A 13,179-nucleotide genomic window follows, 5' to 3' on the forward strand; every position below is an offset into this window, starting at 1 on the left:
TCGTCCTTATCAAACCGTGATCAGAAGTTCGCGCCGACGCTGAGGGCGAGGAAGTCGCGGTCGGTCAGGGTGTTGTAGTGGCCACCGAAAAAGTCGGTGTAGCTCAGGCTGGCGGTGTAGGTGTTGCGGTAGTCGGCATCGACCCCAATGCTGACCGCCTTGGCCCCTTCGTTGAACAAGCCGTTGGGGCCATAACCCTTGACGTCATGGGACCACGACAGGTTGGGCTTGAGGTTGACCCCGGCGAATACGTTGCTGTAGTCAAGGATCGCGCGGGCGCGGTAGCCCCAAGAGGTCGCGGTGACAAAGCCATCATGATCGCCCTGGTAGCCGTAGACGCCGTAGACCGAGTCACGGCCATAACGCAGCTTGCTCTTGGCTTCCAGGCCCGCCACGTAGGTGACGCCGGCTTCGCCCACCAGCGTCAGGCGATCGGCGCCCATCACTTGGTCGAAGAACTGGGTCAATGTGGTTTGCGCCTGGGTGACTTGCTTGCGGCGGTAACCGGTGTTGTCTGCACCCGCCGAGGAACTGATCACTGAGGTGCCGGGAGCGGCCGGGTTGACCAGGGCCAGGGTCAGGTCAGTGGTGTTCAACTGCACCGGTGCATTCGGCCGGTAGCTGATCTCACCACTCCAGGCGGTGCCGGTGGGCAAGGTGGTCGAGAAGCTGGCGCCGTAGAGCCGAATGTCTTCCGGGTATTCGAGGTAGTACTGGCCACGGCCGAGCATCACGCTTGAAGCCAGCGAAGGACGCAGCGCGCCCGGCACCAGAGGCAGCATGCCGCCCAAAGCAGTAAGCGTGCTCTGCCCTGCACTGGTGGTGCCGACGGTCGGCGTACGGCTGTGGTAGTTCATGAAGTACACCGCGTACTCGGTGTCGTCCCCCAGCCAACGCAATGCTGCGCCCCATTGGCCGCTGTCCCGGGCATCGCGGTCCTTGCCGCGTTGCACCACGATGCCTTCCTGCGTCACCTGGTAGCCTTGCCCGAACGCATTGGCCAGCGGCTGGAAGCCCGCAGCCGCCGCGCTGCCGACGGTGTAGTTGTTGTTGCAGCCATGGGCCACCACATCGTTGCCAAAGAAGGTGCCGCAGTTATCCACCACGGTGTTTTCCCAGTTCAACTGGTAGAAACCTTCCACCGTCAATTGGTTGGTCAGGCTTTGGGAGGCGAACAGCATGTTCACCGGGATCAGCCCTTCCTTGATCTCCGCACCGGGGCGGCGGAAGGCCGAGACGTCGATGGGGTTGATGCTGTTGATGGAGTTGCCGATAAAGGTGCTCTCACCCCAGCTGACCACCTGCTTGCCCACGCGCACGTTGCCCGGCAGGTCGCCGATGGAATAGTTGTGATAGACGAACGCGTCCAGCAGCTCGTAGCCGGAAGAACGTGCGCCTTCGTCGCGATGGTGGTTACTGATCTGCTTGAACTCACGGTCTTCATCCTGCAGCTCGAAGTCGTACCAGTACTTGCCGCGCACGAACACACCGCTGTCGCCGTACTTGAGCTCCAGGTCATGAATGCCCTTGAAGATTTTCGAGAAGGTCTCGCCCTTCTTGAAGTTCAACCGTCCGTCATCCCCGGTCGACGCCTGGCCGGTACCGCCGTTGGCCACGCCCACCAGCTTCTTGTCGGCATCGCGCATGCCCCAGCTGGCGCCAACCGACAGTGAGGAATCGAATTGCCCTTCGATCTCGCCAATATTGAACGAAACAGCCTGTGCCTGGGCGCAGCAGCCCAGTGCAACCGCTGCAGCCAGCGCCTGTGGCGTGAAGATGGCGCGCATTGTTGTTTTTGTCATGCGTCTTCCCCGGTGAGTGACAGAAGGCCCCACCCTACTGCCGCCCAACGGGAGCGATAAGCGCACCAAGGAGGTATTCGTGTTGTCGCTCGAAAGGATGAATGGGCGCTCTGGCCGGGGTTTGGGCGGGGCCATGGATTGGATGGATGGCGGGTTATCAGGGGAATGGATGGGCGGCTTGGCGGCAGGACGGGCACCGCGAAGGTACTGTTGCTGATTCAGTAACAGTCCTTGTCACGAAGCGGGATTACTCATTTTGTTACAAGCGACTATTCTTACCTGGCTTTCAGGGCAAACAGCCCACTCCCGCAACCGGGAGACAAGCCAGACTTCGATAGATTGGTGCCTGTTTTCAATCTGTTACCGCTGTTCACTGACGTTGATTTATCGCTCCTTGATCCAACGTCTTACTTCGGCCGCTGCTTTGCAGCGGCCTTTTTTATGCCCGCAATAAAACGGGGCGCCCTCAGCGCCCCGTAGTATTTAATAACGATCACGTAATGATCAAAGGCTGAATTTCTGCAAATTGGCCATCATCTCCTTCAACGCCTCGATATTGTCCTTGGGGTGAGCGGCGCCTTCGAAGTCACAGATCTGCTGCCAGTGCGCGGCCACATCGTCCGGCGAGAACCCGGCCTCCGGGTCGAAGCCCACACCCAGGCTGCGCTCCCAGCGGGTCTTGCCGATCCAGCCGCCGCCGACTTCGAACAGCCCGGCGGTTTCCTGGCATGCCTCGCTGCCCAGGTACACCACCAGTGGGCTGACCAGTTCCGGCTTGAGGCGCTCGAATACCTGCGGCGGGATCAAGCCTTCGGTCATGCGCGTGCCGCCGGTGGGCGCAATGGCATTGACCAGGATGTTGTTCTTGCGGCCTTCCAGGGCCAGTGTACGGGTCAGGCCATACAGGCCAAGCTTGGCCATGCCGTAGTTGGACTGGCCGAAATTGCCGTAGATGCCCGAGGTGGACGCCGTAAAGATCACCCGGCCATAGCTTTGCTCACGCAGATGAGGCCAGGCGGCGCGAGTGACTTTATAGGCGCCTTCGACATGCACGCGGTAAACCAGGTCCCAGTCGCTGTCGTCCATCTTGTGGAAGGTTTTGTCGCGCAGGATGCCCGCGTTATTGACCACCACGTCGACACGGCCGAAGACGTCCAAGGCGTTCTGGACGATTTTCTCGCCGTCGGTGACGGAATCATGGTTGGCTTCGGCAATGCCGCCAGCGTCGCGAATCTCGGCCACCACGCGGTCGGCCGCTGATGCGTTCGCCCCCTCGCCCTGGGTGGAACCGCCGAGGTCGTTGACCAGCACCCTGGCTCCGTGCCGCGCGAACAGCAGTGCATGGGCACGGCCCAACCCGCCGCCGGCGCCGGTGACGATCACGACCTTATCCTGGAACTGCACTGACTGACTCATACCAAACTCCAATGGGGACAATGGGAATGGGTCGAGTGTCAGGCACCGCGCTTGCAGTCACAATAAATACAGCCACGGCTGAATGGTGCGCGATAAGGCAGCAGGATGATCACCCGCTTTCCTGTAGGAGCGCCTCTCAGGAATAAGCCCTGCGCGGCGCCACTTGCCCAATCCGCTCGCGAAAGGCCAGATAATGCTTGAGCACCTGTACCGGCGCCTCGATCTGCGGGTAGTGGCCGATATTGGCCAACAATACCGTGTCGGCGTGGGGCACCAATTGCTGGTAGCGCTCGACCATGTGGGCACCGGAGATCGGATCGATTTCCCCATCGATCACGCGCAACGGCACCTCGCCGCGCTGCATCGCCTCCACCCACCGCTCGCGCAGGCGCCGACGCTGGGGAATGTAGGCGATCAACTTGTGCAGGATGCGCGGGCCGTCGTTGCAGTTGATCAAGCTCCAGAAATCATCGAGGGCGCTTTCGCTGGGGAGGGTGTCGGGGCCGAAAATCTGGTTGAAGCTGTCGGACAAGGCGCTGCGCCCGAACGCGCGGCCGATCATCCAGCCCACGGGGCTGAGCAACAGTTTCTGTACCAACGCCGCGCGATGGGTTTCGGGGAACAACCCGCCGTTGAGAAACACACAACTGGCCATCTGAAACCGGCCTTCGTAGTGCCGCGCCAGCAACTCCTGGGCGACGCTGTCACCGTAGTCATGGGCCAACACGTGCACCGACTGCCGCACGCCCAGGTGCTCGAGCAGCGCCTGTTGCAGATCCGCCTGTTCCAACAGGCAATAGGTGTGGTCCAGCGGCTTGGCTGAATCGCCAAACCCGAGCATGTCGCAGGCGATCACCAGGTTACGCTGGGCCAGGGGCTGCCACAGGTAATGCCAGTCCCAACTGGCGGTCGGGAAGCCATGGATCAATAGCAACGGCTCGCCCTGCCCGGCCACCCAGTAACGAAGGGTACGGCCGCGAAAGACGAAATCCTGGCCACGCTTGCGCCAGGCTCTGAGCGGGATCTCGGCGAGTGGCATCAGCTTTTATACCCGGGGTCTTGAAGCTCGAGTTTGCGCAGCAGCGCCGGCCAGGCCAGCGCGCCCCCCATGCCTTGGGCACTCTTTGTGACCGCCGCCGCCATTGCCTTGGCACCGGCAAGGATCTGCGGCGCGATGGTAATCAGTTCAGCCCCGCCATTTTGCGCCAGCACCTGGATATCGCAGGCGCGCTGGAAGATGAACATCATCAGGAAGGTATCGGCGATGGTGCCGCCACACGTCAACAGACCGTGGTTGTGCAGCATCAGGAAGTTGTTTTCACCGAGGTCCGCCTGCAAGCGGGCCTTTTCCTCATGGTTCAGCGCCACGCCTTCGTAGGCGTGATAGGCCAGGCTCGACAGCACGAACAGTGACTGCTGGCTGATTGGTAATACGCCCTGCTTTTGCGCGGCCACCGCGACACCGGCGGCCGTGTGGGTATGCAGCACGCAGACCACGTCATGGCGCACTTCGTGGATCGCGCTGTGGATGGTGTAGCCCGCCGGGTTGATCTCGTAGGGACTGTCCATCCGTTTGTTACCGGCCTGATCGACCTTGACCAGGCTCGAAGCAGTGATCTCATGGAACATCAGCCCGTACGGGTTGATCAGAAAATCGTCGGTACCCGGCACCTTGGCCGAGATATGGGTGAAGACCAGGTCATCCCAACCATGCATCGCCACCAGGCGGTAGCAGGCGGCCAGGTCGACACGGGTTTGCCATTCGACGGCACTGACCTGGTCTTTGACGTTCTGTGGCAATGGTGCAGGGGCTAGGCTCACGGCAATGACCTCCTTGACACGTTTTTTATTATTTTTCTTGAGTGAAGGGCCAGTCTAGTCAGACCTCATGGCTGCCGTAGTTGCCTTGGCAGCCAGCTTGATGACCGAACGAGTCAGCACAGAGAATAGTTGAACTTTGTTTAATTCGCGTCAGAGAAGCGCCGCCAATAAAGGCGCGGCGAACAGGTTGAGCAACCCTGTCAACACCATCACCAGCCCCGCGACAGAGCCCTCTTCGCCGCCCACTTCATGGGCGCGGCTGACGCCCGCACCATGGGCGCCCACGCCAAATAACGCGCCGCGCGCCAGCGGTGTACGCAGCGGCAGCCACTTGAGCAACACGCCGCCGAGCATGGCGCCGAACACGCCGGTGAGCATCACGAACACCGCCGTCAGTTCCGGTACGCCGCCCAGGTCGGACGACACGGGCATGGCAAACGGTGTGGTGATGGAGCGCGGCACCAGGGACATTGTCACAGCGCTGTCCAGCGCCAGCGCTTTGGCCAGGCCGAACGAGGTGCCGATCGACGCCGCGCTGCCCGCGACCATGCCCAGCAACAGCGCCGGCCAATGCCGCGCCAGCAAGCGCCGCTGCTGCCAGATCGGCACGGCGAACGCCACGGTAACCGGGCCCAGCACCGCCATCAGCCAGTGGGTGTCGGTCGCATATTCGGCGTAGGCGGTTTTCAGCGGTACGGCCACCGCCAGCAGCAGCACTGGCACCAGAATCAGCGGCGACAACAGGTAGCGGCCGGTTCGCCGGTAAATCCAGCGACTGAAAACATAGGTGCCCAGGGTCAAGGCCAGCCAGAACACCGGCATCAGTTCAAGCTTCATGGCGCAGCCTCCAACGACACACCCATTCCACGGTGAACGCCGTGACCAGCATCACCGCCAAGGTGCTCAGGCCAATGACCAACAAGATGCGCCAGCCTTCGTTGCGCAGCAGACCACCGTAGTCCAGCAGGCTCATCAAGGCCGGAATAAAGAACAGCAGCATCTCGGCCATCAACACGCCGGCACCCAATTGCAGGGCTGCCGGCTTGACCAGGCCCGTGGCGAAGGTCGCCAGCAACAGGCCCAGGCCAACCACGCCGCCGGGGACTGGCCACGCCAGCCAGACGGCCAACTGGGTGCCCAGCAGGTAAATGGCCAGCAGCACGACCAGTTCGGTGAGTAAACGGCTGAAATGTTTGAAGCGGAAACGTTTCATGGGCTTTGGATCCTCGCAGGCCTCCATTTTAGAGAAGCTTCCCCCATCCCCACAGCGAATTGTTAGACTGCCAGCCATTCCAAACTGGAATCATGACTGATGGAATTCAAACAGCTGCGCAGCTTTGTCGAAGTGATCCACCGGGGTGGTTTTACCCAGGCCGGGAAAACCCTGCATATCAGCCAGTCGGCCGTCAGCAAGCAGGTCGCGCAATTGGAACAAAGCCTCGGCACGCCGCTGCTGGACCGCATCGGCTCGCAGATCCGCCTGACCGCCGCCGGCCAGGTGGTGCTGCAACGTGCCGAAGCGATGCTGCGCCTGCAAACCGAGCTGCTCAGCGAGCTGGACGACATGCACCAACTGACCCGTGGCGAACTGCGCCTGGGCCTGCCGCTGCTGGGGGGCGATACGCTGTTCGCCGGACTGTTTGCCGAGTACCGGCGGCGTTATCCGAACGTGACGATCCAGTTGCTGGAGGGCGGCAGTCGCAATATCGAGCAGGCGATCCTCAATGGTGAACTGGAAGTCGGCGGGAGCTTGAAGCCCAATGACCCGGCATTCGCCTGGCAGGCTTTCTGCGATGAACCGCTGGACGCGTTGCTGCCGATTGATCATCCCCTGGCGGAAAACGCCCAGGTACGCCTGGAGGAACTGGCCGACACGCCGTTCCTGATGTACCAGCGCAGCTTTGTGCTCAACGACCGACTGATGCAGGCGTGCCGGCAACTGGGTTTTACCCCGAAGGAAATCGGCCGCAGCGGCCAGGCAGATTTTCTCGCGGCGCTGGTCGCCGCTGGCCAAGGAGTGGTGTTGTTGCCCAGCGTGGTCGCCCGTGGACTGGTGCGACCGGGGGTGGTACGCCTGACGCTCAAGGCGCCGGACTACCTACGCTGGGACATTGCCTTTATCTGGCGCGAGGGCGCCTATCTTTCGAGAGCCGCGCAGGCCTGGCTGGCATTGCTGCGCGAATTCCCGGTCAACCGCGCAGTGCAGTGACCAGCTCGGTCAGCCATGGCTCGGCGTCGGTTTCGGGGGTGACGCTTTCGCTGGCGTCCAGGCGCAACATCGGCAGCACCTCACGCAGGCCCAGTTCGGCGAACAACTCGCGCATTTGCTCGCCGCCACCACAGAAGGTGTCGCCGTAGCTGGCGTCACCCAGGCCGATCACCGCACCGGGCAAGCCACGCCAGGCAGCGGGCAACTGGTCGCGAATAGCCGAGTACAGCGGTTGCAGGTTGTCAGGCAGCTCGCCCATGCCGGTGGTGGAGGTCACCGCCAGAAACGCCTCAGGGGCAAATGCCTGCACGTCCGCCAGGGTGGCGCGCGGGTTGTGCCAGGCGTCGAAACCGGCCGCGTTGAGGATGCCGGCGGCGTGGCGGGCGACTTCTTCAGCCGTGCCGTACACCGAGCCGGAAAGGATGGCGACTTTCATCAATCTGATCCTGTGGTTGAGCGAAAGCCTGGGATATTAGCAGCTGGCGCAAAATTTTCGGCGCACGCCGTGCAACATTCAAGGCATGTCATAAACTGCCAGTTCCACCCACAAGCCATGGACCGCTCAATGATTAACGCCCGACTGATGCAAATGGTGATCAACGCTTCCAACGACGGCATCGTTGTCGCGGAGCGTGAAGGCAAGGACAAGCCACTTATCTACGTCAACCCGGCATTCGAACGCCTCACCGGCTACACCCTGGATGAAATCCTCTATCAGGACTGCCGCTTCCTGCAATCGGGCGACCGCGACCAACCGGCCCTGATAGCCATCCGCGATGCCCTGGAACAGGGCGGTACCTGCCGCGAAATCCTGCGCAACTACCGCAAGGACGGCAGCCACTTCTGGAACGAACTGTCGTTGTCGACGGTGTACAACGAGGCCGACAAGCAGACGTATTTCGTCGGTGTGCAAAAGGACGTGACCCTCCAGGTCAAGGCCCAGCAGCGCGTCGCGCAATTGGAAGCCGAACTGGCCAGCGTCAAGGCCGAGCTGGCGACGCTCAAGGCGACGAGCGGATCTAACAAAATTTAGAAAATACGGTCATTAAAGCGGATAATGGCATTTTAATACTTCCCCCCGTGGGCATGACTGATGCAACGCGACACGCTTCTGACTCAGGACGAACTGGATTTCATCCAGAACATGCAGCACAACCCGCAGCTCAACCTGCGGGATCCGTCGTCGAGCCTGACTGTCAACGGCGGTGCGCAGCTTCGCGACTTGCTCACGCGACTGGCCGCTCACGACCACGTCACTCTCCAGGCGCAATTCGATAACCAGCAACTCACCTTTCCCCTGCACCTGGTGGAAGATGAGTTTCATGCGGTGCATTTGCGCCTGGGCGTACCCAGCATTTTCGAAGACGGGCCGATGATCCGCCCATGGCGCCTGGCCCTGGAAACACCGGTAGCACTGGAAAACATCAGGGGAACACCCAGCGCACTCTGGGTGCATGAGGTGTCTTTCAAAGGCGTGTTGGTGGAGATTCGTGGCCGGCTCAGGCCGCCGAAAACCTTTTCCCTGTGGTTCAGCCCCTCGGGCTATGAACGCATTGCCCTGCGCGGCACCTTCGAGCGGGAAACCGCACGAGGCCTGTTTGCCTATCGCCTGAGCCAAGGTGACGTGGATGAAACTGAGCGCCTGCGCCAATTCATCCTGCACCAGCACCGCCTGGTCCACCCACAAATGCACGCCTGATATCAGGTATCCAGCCCGCCGCTGAGAAACTGTTGCAAGCGGCGCCGCATCAGGCGACCTTCATTGCCAAGACAGCCAACGGACGTGCCGGCCAGGTTGTCCTGGGCAAGATCCGAAGCCGCACCGGCAAGAAACAGCGGGCAATCCAGGGTCAACGCCAAGCGGTTCAAGCGCCCGGCAAAGTCATGGTTATGCGAGTAATTGGAGAAGAGGATCAGCGCCTGTGGGCGAGTCTTCTCGCAGACCAGTGTCAACTCGTCAAACGGCTGCCCCATGCCCAGCACTTTCACGGCCAGGTCATCTCGACTCATCAAGAGCGCCGCCACCAGCAACTCCAACTTACGGCACTCGCCAGCCATGGCCGCCAGCAATACCCGCGGCACGGGTGAAGCACACGCCAATTGCAGGCGCTCCAAGGCACGTACGCGCAGGAAGTTGTCGAAGAACAACCATTCGCTCGCCTGGCCGAAACGCCCCTCATGACGCAACAGCTCATTCCACAGAGGCATCAGAATGTCCTGGAACACCACGTCGAGTGGGTAGGTAGCCAGAACCTGCCCATACAAACGTTCCAGTTGACGGTCGTCAAAGTCGCTGATGGCCTGTATCAGCCGCGCCTGCCACTGCGGCCATTCGCCCTCTTCGACGACATCGCGCTCCGCACGAACGGCCTTGGCCTGCTGATCGTCGCGAGCGAGAATCTTGCCCACTTTGCTCACGGCTACGCCGCGCTCGATCCAATCGAGAATACGATGGACTGTCTCTATATCGCCCTTGGAATAGAGGCGATGCCCACTTTCAGTGCGCGTGGGCTGGATCAAGCCGTAACGACGCTCCCAGGCACGCAAGGTGACCGGATTGATGCCTGTCAGTCTCGAGACTTCACGGATCGGAAACAGCTTATCGGAAACCGTTGAATCCAGATGCGAAGCACTATCATGCGGAGCAGTAATCACGGGCATTTTTGACCAAAAAACCAACGTTAACTGGGCGCTCATTTAACGCCTTTACACCTGTCTTTTTCAAGTTCTCCGATTTTCGGACCAATGTCGCTGGTGTATTTGGGTAAAACGGGAATAATCCTTGCCTGTTTTTTTGCGCAGCCGCAACACCCCGCGACTACGCCTGTGTGCCACCTACCCGGTTCCGCACACCCGAATATTGGAGATACACAATGTCTACCTCACCCGTCACCCTGATGGTTGCGCGCCGCGTGGCCAAAGGGCGCTATGAAGAACTGATGGCCTGGCTGCGCGAAGGCGAGCAATTGGCCACCGATTTCCCCGGTTACCTGGGCTCCGGCGTGCTGGCCCCACCGCCCGATGACGATGAATTCCAGATCATTTTCCGTTTCGCCGATGAAACCACCTTGCATGCCTGGGAGTTCTCCGCTTCACGCAGCGCGTGGTTGGGCCGCGGCAGCGAGCTGTTTGCCGACCCGTCCGAGCATCGCGTGCGTGGCATCGACGGTTGGTTTGGCGCCGCAGGTGCGCGACCGCCACGCTGGAAACAGGCGGTAGCGATCTGGCTGGCGTTTTTCCCGGTGTCGCTGCTGTTCAATTTCGTCCTGAACCCGCTGCTCAGCGAGCTGGAGCTGGCTCCGCGCGTGCTGGTCAGCACCCTGGCCCTTACGCCGCTGATGGTGTACTGGTTCATCCCGCTGTCGACACACCTGCTGGCGAACTGGTTGCATCCCACACCGCCACCGCGCAAGGCCACCGAAGCCGCAGCGTGAATACAGGGGCGGCCGGTCGCTGGTATAGTTCCAACCTGCCAGCGATTCGAGCCTCCCATGACCGCACCAAACGCCCCCATCCTGATCACCGGTGCCGGCCAGCGCGTCGGCCTGCATTGCGCCCAGCGCTTGCTGGATGAAGGGCAACCGGTCATTTTCAGTTACCGCAGTGAACGCCCCGGTGTACACGCCCTGCGCGAGCGTGGTGCGATCGGCCTGTTTGCCGATTTCTCCAGCGAGGCCGGCATCCTGGCCTTTATCGCTGAACTCAAGAGCCAAACTGATAGCCTGCGGGCCATCATCCACAACGCCTCGGCCTGGGTTGCAGAAACCCCTGGCGACGAAAGCCGTGCCTTGACCGACATGTTCAGTGTGCACATGCTTGCGCCGTACCTGATCAACCTGCATTGTTCACCCTTGCTGCAACGTTCTTCACCCGCCGACATCGTGCATATGAGCGATGATGTCGTGCGCAAAGGTAGCCGCCAGCACATCGCCTACTGCGCCACCAAGGCCGGGCTCGATAGCCTCACGCTTTCGTTTGCCGCGCAATTTGCGCCGCGGATCAAGGTCAACGGCATCGCCCCGGCGATGGTGATGTTCAACGAGGGCGATAACGCGGCCTACCGCGCCAAGGTCCTCGCCAAGTCGGCGCTGGGCATCGAGCCCGGGCCCGAGGTGATCTACCAGAGCGTGCGTTACCTGCTGGACAACCCCTATGTCACCGGTACCACCCTGACCGTCAACGGCGGGCGGCATATCAAGTAAGCCGTTTGTGAGGATGTTGTATGACCTTATCCCTGCCCCACCATTACCGCGAGATCCTCAAGGGCCTGGGCGAAGACCCGGAACGCGAAGGCTTGCTCGACACCCCCAAGCGCGCCGCCAAGGCCATGCAGTACCTGTGTCATGGCTACGAGCAGAACCTCGAAGAAATCGTCAACGGCGCGCTGTTCGCCTCCGACAATGACGAGATGGTGATCCTCAAGGACATCGAGTTGTACTCGCTGTGCGAGCACCACCTGCTGCCCTTCATTGGCAAGGCCCACGTGGCCTATATTCCGACCGGCAAGGTGCTGGGCCTGTCAAAGCTGGCGCGCATCGTCGACATGTTCGCGCGGCGCCTGCAGATCCAGGAAAACCTCACGCGGCAGATCGCCGACGCCATCCAGGAAGTGACCCAGGCCGCCGGCGTGGCCGTGGTGATCGAAGCCAAGCACATGTGCATGATGATGCGCGGCGTGGAAAAACAGAATTCAACCATGAACACCTCGGTGATGCTCGGCGCCTTTCGCGAGTCGAACACCACGCGCATGGAGTTCCTGCAACTGATTGGACGGAGCAAGTAGCAATGCCACAACTTCAACCAGGCATGGCGCGCATCCGGGTCAAGGACCTGTGCCTGCGCACCTTTATCGGCATCAACGAGGACGAAATCCTCAACAAGCAGGATGTGCTGATCAACCTGACCATCCTGTATGCCGCCCAGGAAGCCGTGCGTGACAACGATATCGACCACGCGCTGAACTACCGCACCATCACCAAGGCGATCATCGCCCATGTCGAAGGCAACCGCTTTGCCTTGCTCGAACGCCTGACCCAGGAACTGCTGGACCTGGTGATGAGCAACGAATCGGTGCTGTACGCCGAAGTCGAAGTGGACAAGCCCCATGCGCTGCGCTTTGCCGAGTCGGTGTCGATTACCCTGGCGGCCAGCCGCTAACCTCTTGAATCTGCGTGAGCCCTATGAACGACCAACAACGCCTCGAACTTGAAGCCGCCGCCTTTCGCCGGTTGGTGGCGCACCTGGACAGCCGCAAGGATGTGCAGAACATCGACCTGATGAACCTCGCCGGTTTCTGCCGTAACTGCCTATCGAAGTGGTACAAGGCCGAGGCCGACGAGCGCCAGATCGAGCTGAGCCTCGATGACGCCCGCGAAGTGGTGTACGGCATGCCGTACGCCGAGTGGAAAGCCCAATACCAGAAAGAAGCCAGCGCCGAGCAACAGGCGGCGTTTGCCCAAGGAAAAACCCATGACTGATTTAAATACCCTGCGCGCCAGCCTCAACAGCGGCGAACATGCCTTTGCCGATACCCTGGCGTTCGTCACTGCCGGTTATGACTACCAGCCGCAGGCCTTTACCAATGGCACCGTGGAAAACGCCGCCGGGCAGAACGAAGGTTCATGCAAGACCCTGGGCCTGGCGCTGCTGGAAGGCTTGAGCGATCAGGAAGCACTGCTGGCCTTCGGCGAGCATTACCGCTCGGTGGTGGCGACGCCCGAGGGCAGCGACCATGGCAATATTCGGGCGTTGATTGCCCATGGGTTGGCAGGCGTGAAGTTCGCCGCCCAGCCACTGACCCGCAAATCCTGAGTCAGATGTCGATCAACATGTGGGAGGGGGCTTGCCCCCGATAGCGGTGTCTCAGCTAACGAATACTTGGCTGAAAGACTGCTATCGGGGGCAAGCCCCCTCCCACATTTAAATCGCACT

The 13,179-nt window shown here is 61.0% G+C and carries 17 protein-coding genes; 9 read left to right on the forward strand and 8 right to left on the reverse strand.

Features of this window, described 5'->3' with window-relative positions; translation table 11 throughout:
- Positions 1 to 20: 20 nt before the first annotated feature.
- The 6 genes from QU606_RS30050 to QU606_RS30075 form a co-directional block, all read right to left on the reverse strand.
- Positions 21 to 1,787: a DUF1302 domain-containing protein gene (locus QU606_RS30050; protein ID WP_024077347.1), complete on the reverse strand. Its 1,767-nt coding sequence runs from the start codon at positions 1,785 to 1,787 to the stop codon at positions 21 to 23.
- A 519-nt stretch (positions 1,788 to 2,306) separates the two neighbouring features.
- Complete coding sequence (locus QU606_RS30055; protein WP_024077348.1) at positions 2,307 to 3,218, reverse strand: SDR family oxidoreductase; 912 nt, start codon at positions 3,216 to 3,218, stop codon at positions 2,307 to 2,309.
- A 136-nt stretch (positions 3,219 to 3,354) separates the two neighbouring features.
- Positions 3,355 to 4,257 (reverse strand): alpha/beta fold hydrolase, encoded by a 903-nt coding sequence (locus QU606_RS30060; protein ID WP_304997918.1) that lies wholly within the window; start codon positions 4,255 to 4,257, stop codon positions 3,355 to 3,357.
- Positions 4,257 to 5,039, reverse strand: coding sequence for a class II aldolase/adducin family protein (locus QU606_RS30065; RefSeq protein WP_024077350.1), 783 nt, complete (start codon positions 5,037 to 5,039; stop codon positions 4,257 to 4,259). Before QU606_RS30065 ends, QU606_RS30060 begins: the two co-directional genes overlap by 1 nt.
- Before the next feature lie 150 nt (positions 5,040 to 5,189).
- Entirely contained in the window at positions 5,190 to 5,876 is a 687-nt protein-coding gene (locus tag QU606_RS30070; protein WP_024077351.1) for an LrgB family protein, read from the reverse strand.
- Positions 5,866 to 6,252, reverse strand: coding sequence for a CidA/LrgA family protein (locus QU606_RS30075; protein ID WP_024077352.1), 387 nt, complete (start codon positions 6,250 to 6,252; stop codon positions 5,866 to 5,868). Before QU606_RS30075 ends, QU606_RS30070 begins: the two co-directional genes overlap by 11 nt.
- A 99-nt stretch (positions 6,253 to 6,351) precedes the next feature.
- Between QU606_RS30075 and QU606_RS30080 the strand changes: the two genes are divergently transcribed.
- On the forward strand, positions 6,352 to 7,248 hold the full coding sequence (locus QU606_RS30080) for a LysR family transcriptional regulator (RefSeq protein WP_024077353.1): 897 nt from the start codon (positions 6,352 to 6,354) through the stop codon (positions 7,246 to 7,248).
- Here QU606_RS30080 and QU606_RS30085 read toward each other — a convergent pair.
- Complete coding sequence (locus QU606_RS30085) at positions 7,229 to 7,684, reverse strand: flavodoxin (RefSeq protein ID WP_304997919.1); 456 nt, start codon at positions 7,682 to 7,684, stop codon at positions 7,229 to 7,231. The genes QU606_RS30080 and QU606_RS30085 overlap by 20 nt on opposite strands.
- A 129-nt stretch (positions 7,685 to 7,813) precedes the next feature.
- Between QU606_RS30085 and QU606_RS30090 the strand changes: the two genes are divergently transcribed.
- Both QU606_RS30090 and QU606_RS30095 read left to right on the forward strand, forming a co-directional pair.
- Positions 7,814 to 8,281, forward strand: coding sequence for a PAS domain-containing protein (locus tag QU606_RS30090; protein ID WP_304997920.1), 468 nt, complete (start codon positions 7,814 to 7,816; stop codon positions 8,279 to 8,281).
- Positions 8,282 to 8,341: 60 nt separating this feature from the next.
- Complete coding sequence (locus QU606_RS30095) at positions 8,342 to 8,947, forward strand: hypothetical protein (RefSeq protein WP_024077356.1); 606 nt, start codon at positions 8,342 to 8,344, stop codon at positions 8,945 to 8,947.
- A 2-nt stretch (positions 8,948 to 8,949) separates the two neighbouring features.
- On the opposite strand, the gene QU606_RS30100 is transcribed toward QU606_RS30095, so the two are convergent.
- On the reverse strand, positions 8,950 to 9,909 hold the full coding sequence (locus QU606_RS30100) for a MerR family transcriptional regulator (RefSeq protein WP_024077357.1): 960 nt from the start codon (positions 9,907 to 9,909) through the stop codon (positions 8,950 to 8,952).
- Positions 9,910 to 10,121: 212 nt separating this feature from the next.
- Between QU606_RS30100 and QU606_RS30105 the strand changes: the two genes are divergently transcribed.
- Genes QU606_RS30105 through QU606_RS30130 form a run of 6 tightly spaced genes read left to right on the forward strand, consistent with a single transcriptional unit; the run spans position 10,122 to position 13,059 of the window.
- Complete coding sequence (locus QU606_RS30105; RefSeq protein ID WP_024077358.1) at positions 10,122 to 10,682, forward strand: antibiotic biosynthesis monooxygenase; 561 nt, start codon at positions 10,122 to 10,124, stop codon at positions 10,680 to 10,682.
- Positions 10,683 to 10,739: 57 nt separating this feature from the next.
- Entirely contained in the window at positions 10,740 to 11,450 is a 711-nt protein-coding gene (gene folM / locus QU606_RS30110) for a dihydromonapterin reductase (RefSeq protein WP_304997921.1), read from the forward strand.
- 20 nt (positions 11,451 to 11,470) lie between these two features.
- A complete protein-coding gene (gene folE, locus QU606_RS30115; protein WP_024077360.1) occupies positions 11,471 to 12,031 on the forward strand; it encodes a GTP cyclohydrolase I FolE in 561 nt (186 codons plus the stop codon).
- 2 nt (positions 12,032 to 12,033) lie between these two features.
- Complete coding sequence (gene folX / locus QU606_RS30120) at positions 12,034 to 12,405, forward strand: dihydroneopterin triphosphate 2'-epimerase (RefSeq protein ID WP_003194073.1); 372 nt, start codon at positions 12,034 to 12,036, stop codon at positions 12,403 to 12,405.
- A 23-nt stretch (positions 12,406 to 12,428) separates the two neighbouring features.
- The gene (locus QU606_RS30125) at positions 12,429 to 12,725 is read left to right on the forward strand and encodes a DUF1244 domain-containing protein (RefSeq protein WP_024077361.1); all 297 of its coding nucleotides are present in this window, start codon (positions 12,429 to 12,431) and stop codon (positions 12,723 to 12,725) included.
- Positions 12,718 to 13,059 (forward strand): HopJ type III effector protein, encoded by a 342-nt coding sequence (locus tag QU606_RS30130; RefSeq protein WP_024077362.1) that lies wholly within the window; start codon positions 12,718 to 12,720, stop codon positions 13,057 to 13,059. Before QU606_RS30125 ends, QU606_RS30130 begins: the two co-directional genes overlap by 8 nt.
- The last annotated feature ends 120 nt before the right edge of the window (positions 13,060 to 13,179 follow it).

Origin of the sequence: Pseudomonas sp. OVF7 (assembly GCF_030644265.1) — a bacterium.
GTDB lineage: Bacteria > Pseudomonadota > Gammaproteobacteria > Pseudomonadales > Pseudomonadaceae > Aquipseudomonas > Aquipseudomonas gorinensis.

What these genes read in the sequence shown, in the direction of transcription:
- QU606_RS30050 (WP_024077347.1), bottom strand. Translation starts at nt 1,787, where the DNA reads ATGCGCGCCATCTTCACGCCACAGGCGCTGGCTGCAGCGGTTGCACTG.
- QU606_RS30055 (WP_024077348.1), bottom strand. Translation starts at nt 3,218, where the DNA reads ATGAGTCAGTCAGTGCAGTTCCAGGATAAGGTCGTGATCGTCACCGGC.
- QU606_RS30060 (WP_304997918.1), bottom strand. Translation starts at nt 4,257, where the DNA reads ATGCCACTCGCCGAGATCCCGCTCAGAGCCTGGCGCAAGCGTGGCCAG.
- QU606_RS30070 (WP_024077351.1), bottom strand. Translation starts at nt 5,876, where the DNA reads ATGAAGCTTGAACTGATGCCGGTGTTCTGGCTGGCCTTGACCCTGGGC.
- QU606_RS30075 (WP_024077352.1), bottom strand. Translation starts at nt 6,252, where the DNA reads ATGAAACGTTTCCGCTTCAAACATTTCAGCCGTTTACTCACCGAACTG.
- QU606_RS30080 (WP_024077353.1), top strand. Translation starts at nt 6,352, where the DNA reads ATGGAATTCAAACAGCTGCGCAGCTTTGTCGAAGTGATCCACCGGGGT.
- QU606_RS30085 (WP_304997919.1), bottom strand. Translation starts at nt 7,684, where the DNA reads ATGAAAGTCGCCATCCTTTCCGGCTCGGTGTACGGCACGGCTGAAGAA.
- QU606_RS30090 (WP_304997920.1), top strand. Translation starts at nt 7,814, where the DNA reads ATGATTAACGCCCGACTGATGCAAATGGTGATCAACGCTTCCAACGAC.
- QU606_RS30095 (WP_024077356.1), top strand. Translation starts at nt 8,342, where the DNA reads ATGCAACGCGACACGCTTCTGACTCAGGACGAACTGGATTTCATCCAG.
- QU606_RS30100 (WP_024077357.1), bottom strand. Translation starts at nt 9,909, where the DNA reads ATGCCCGTGATTACTGCTCCGCATGATAGTGCTTCGCATCTGGATTCA.
- QU606_RS30105 (WP_024077358.1), top strand. Translation starts at nt 10,122, where the DNA reads ATGTCTACCTCACCCGTCACCCTGATGGTTGCGCGCCGCGTGGCCAAA.
- folM (WP_304997921.1), top strand. Translation starts at nt 10,740, where the DNA reads ATGACCGCACCAAACGCCCCCATCCTGATCACCGGTGCCGGCCAGCGC.
- folE (WP_024077360.1), top strand. Translation starts at nt 11,471, where the DNA reads ATGACCTTATCCCTGCCCCACCATTACCGCGAGATCCTCAAGGGCCTG.
- folX (WP_003194073.1), top strand. Translation starts at nt 12,034, where the DNA reads ATGCCACAACTTCAACCAGGCATGGCGCGCATCCGGGTCAAGGACCTG.
- QU606_RS30125 (WP_024077361.1), top strand. Translation starts at nt 12,429, where the DNA reads ATGAACGACCAACAACGCCTCGAACTTGAAGCCGCCGCCTTTCGCCGG.
- QU606_RS30130 (WP_024077362.1), top strand. Translation starts at nt 12,718, where the DNA reads ATGACTGATTTAAATACCCTGCGCGCCAGCCTCAACAGCGGCGAACAT.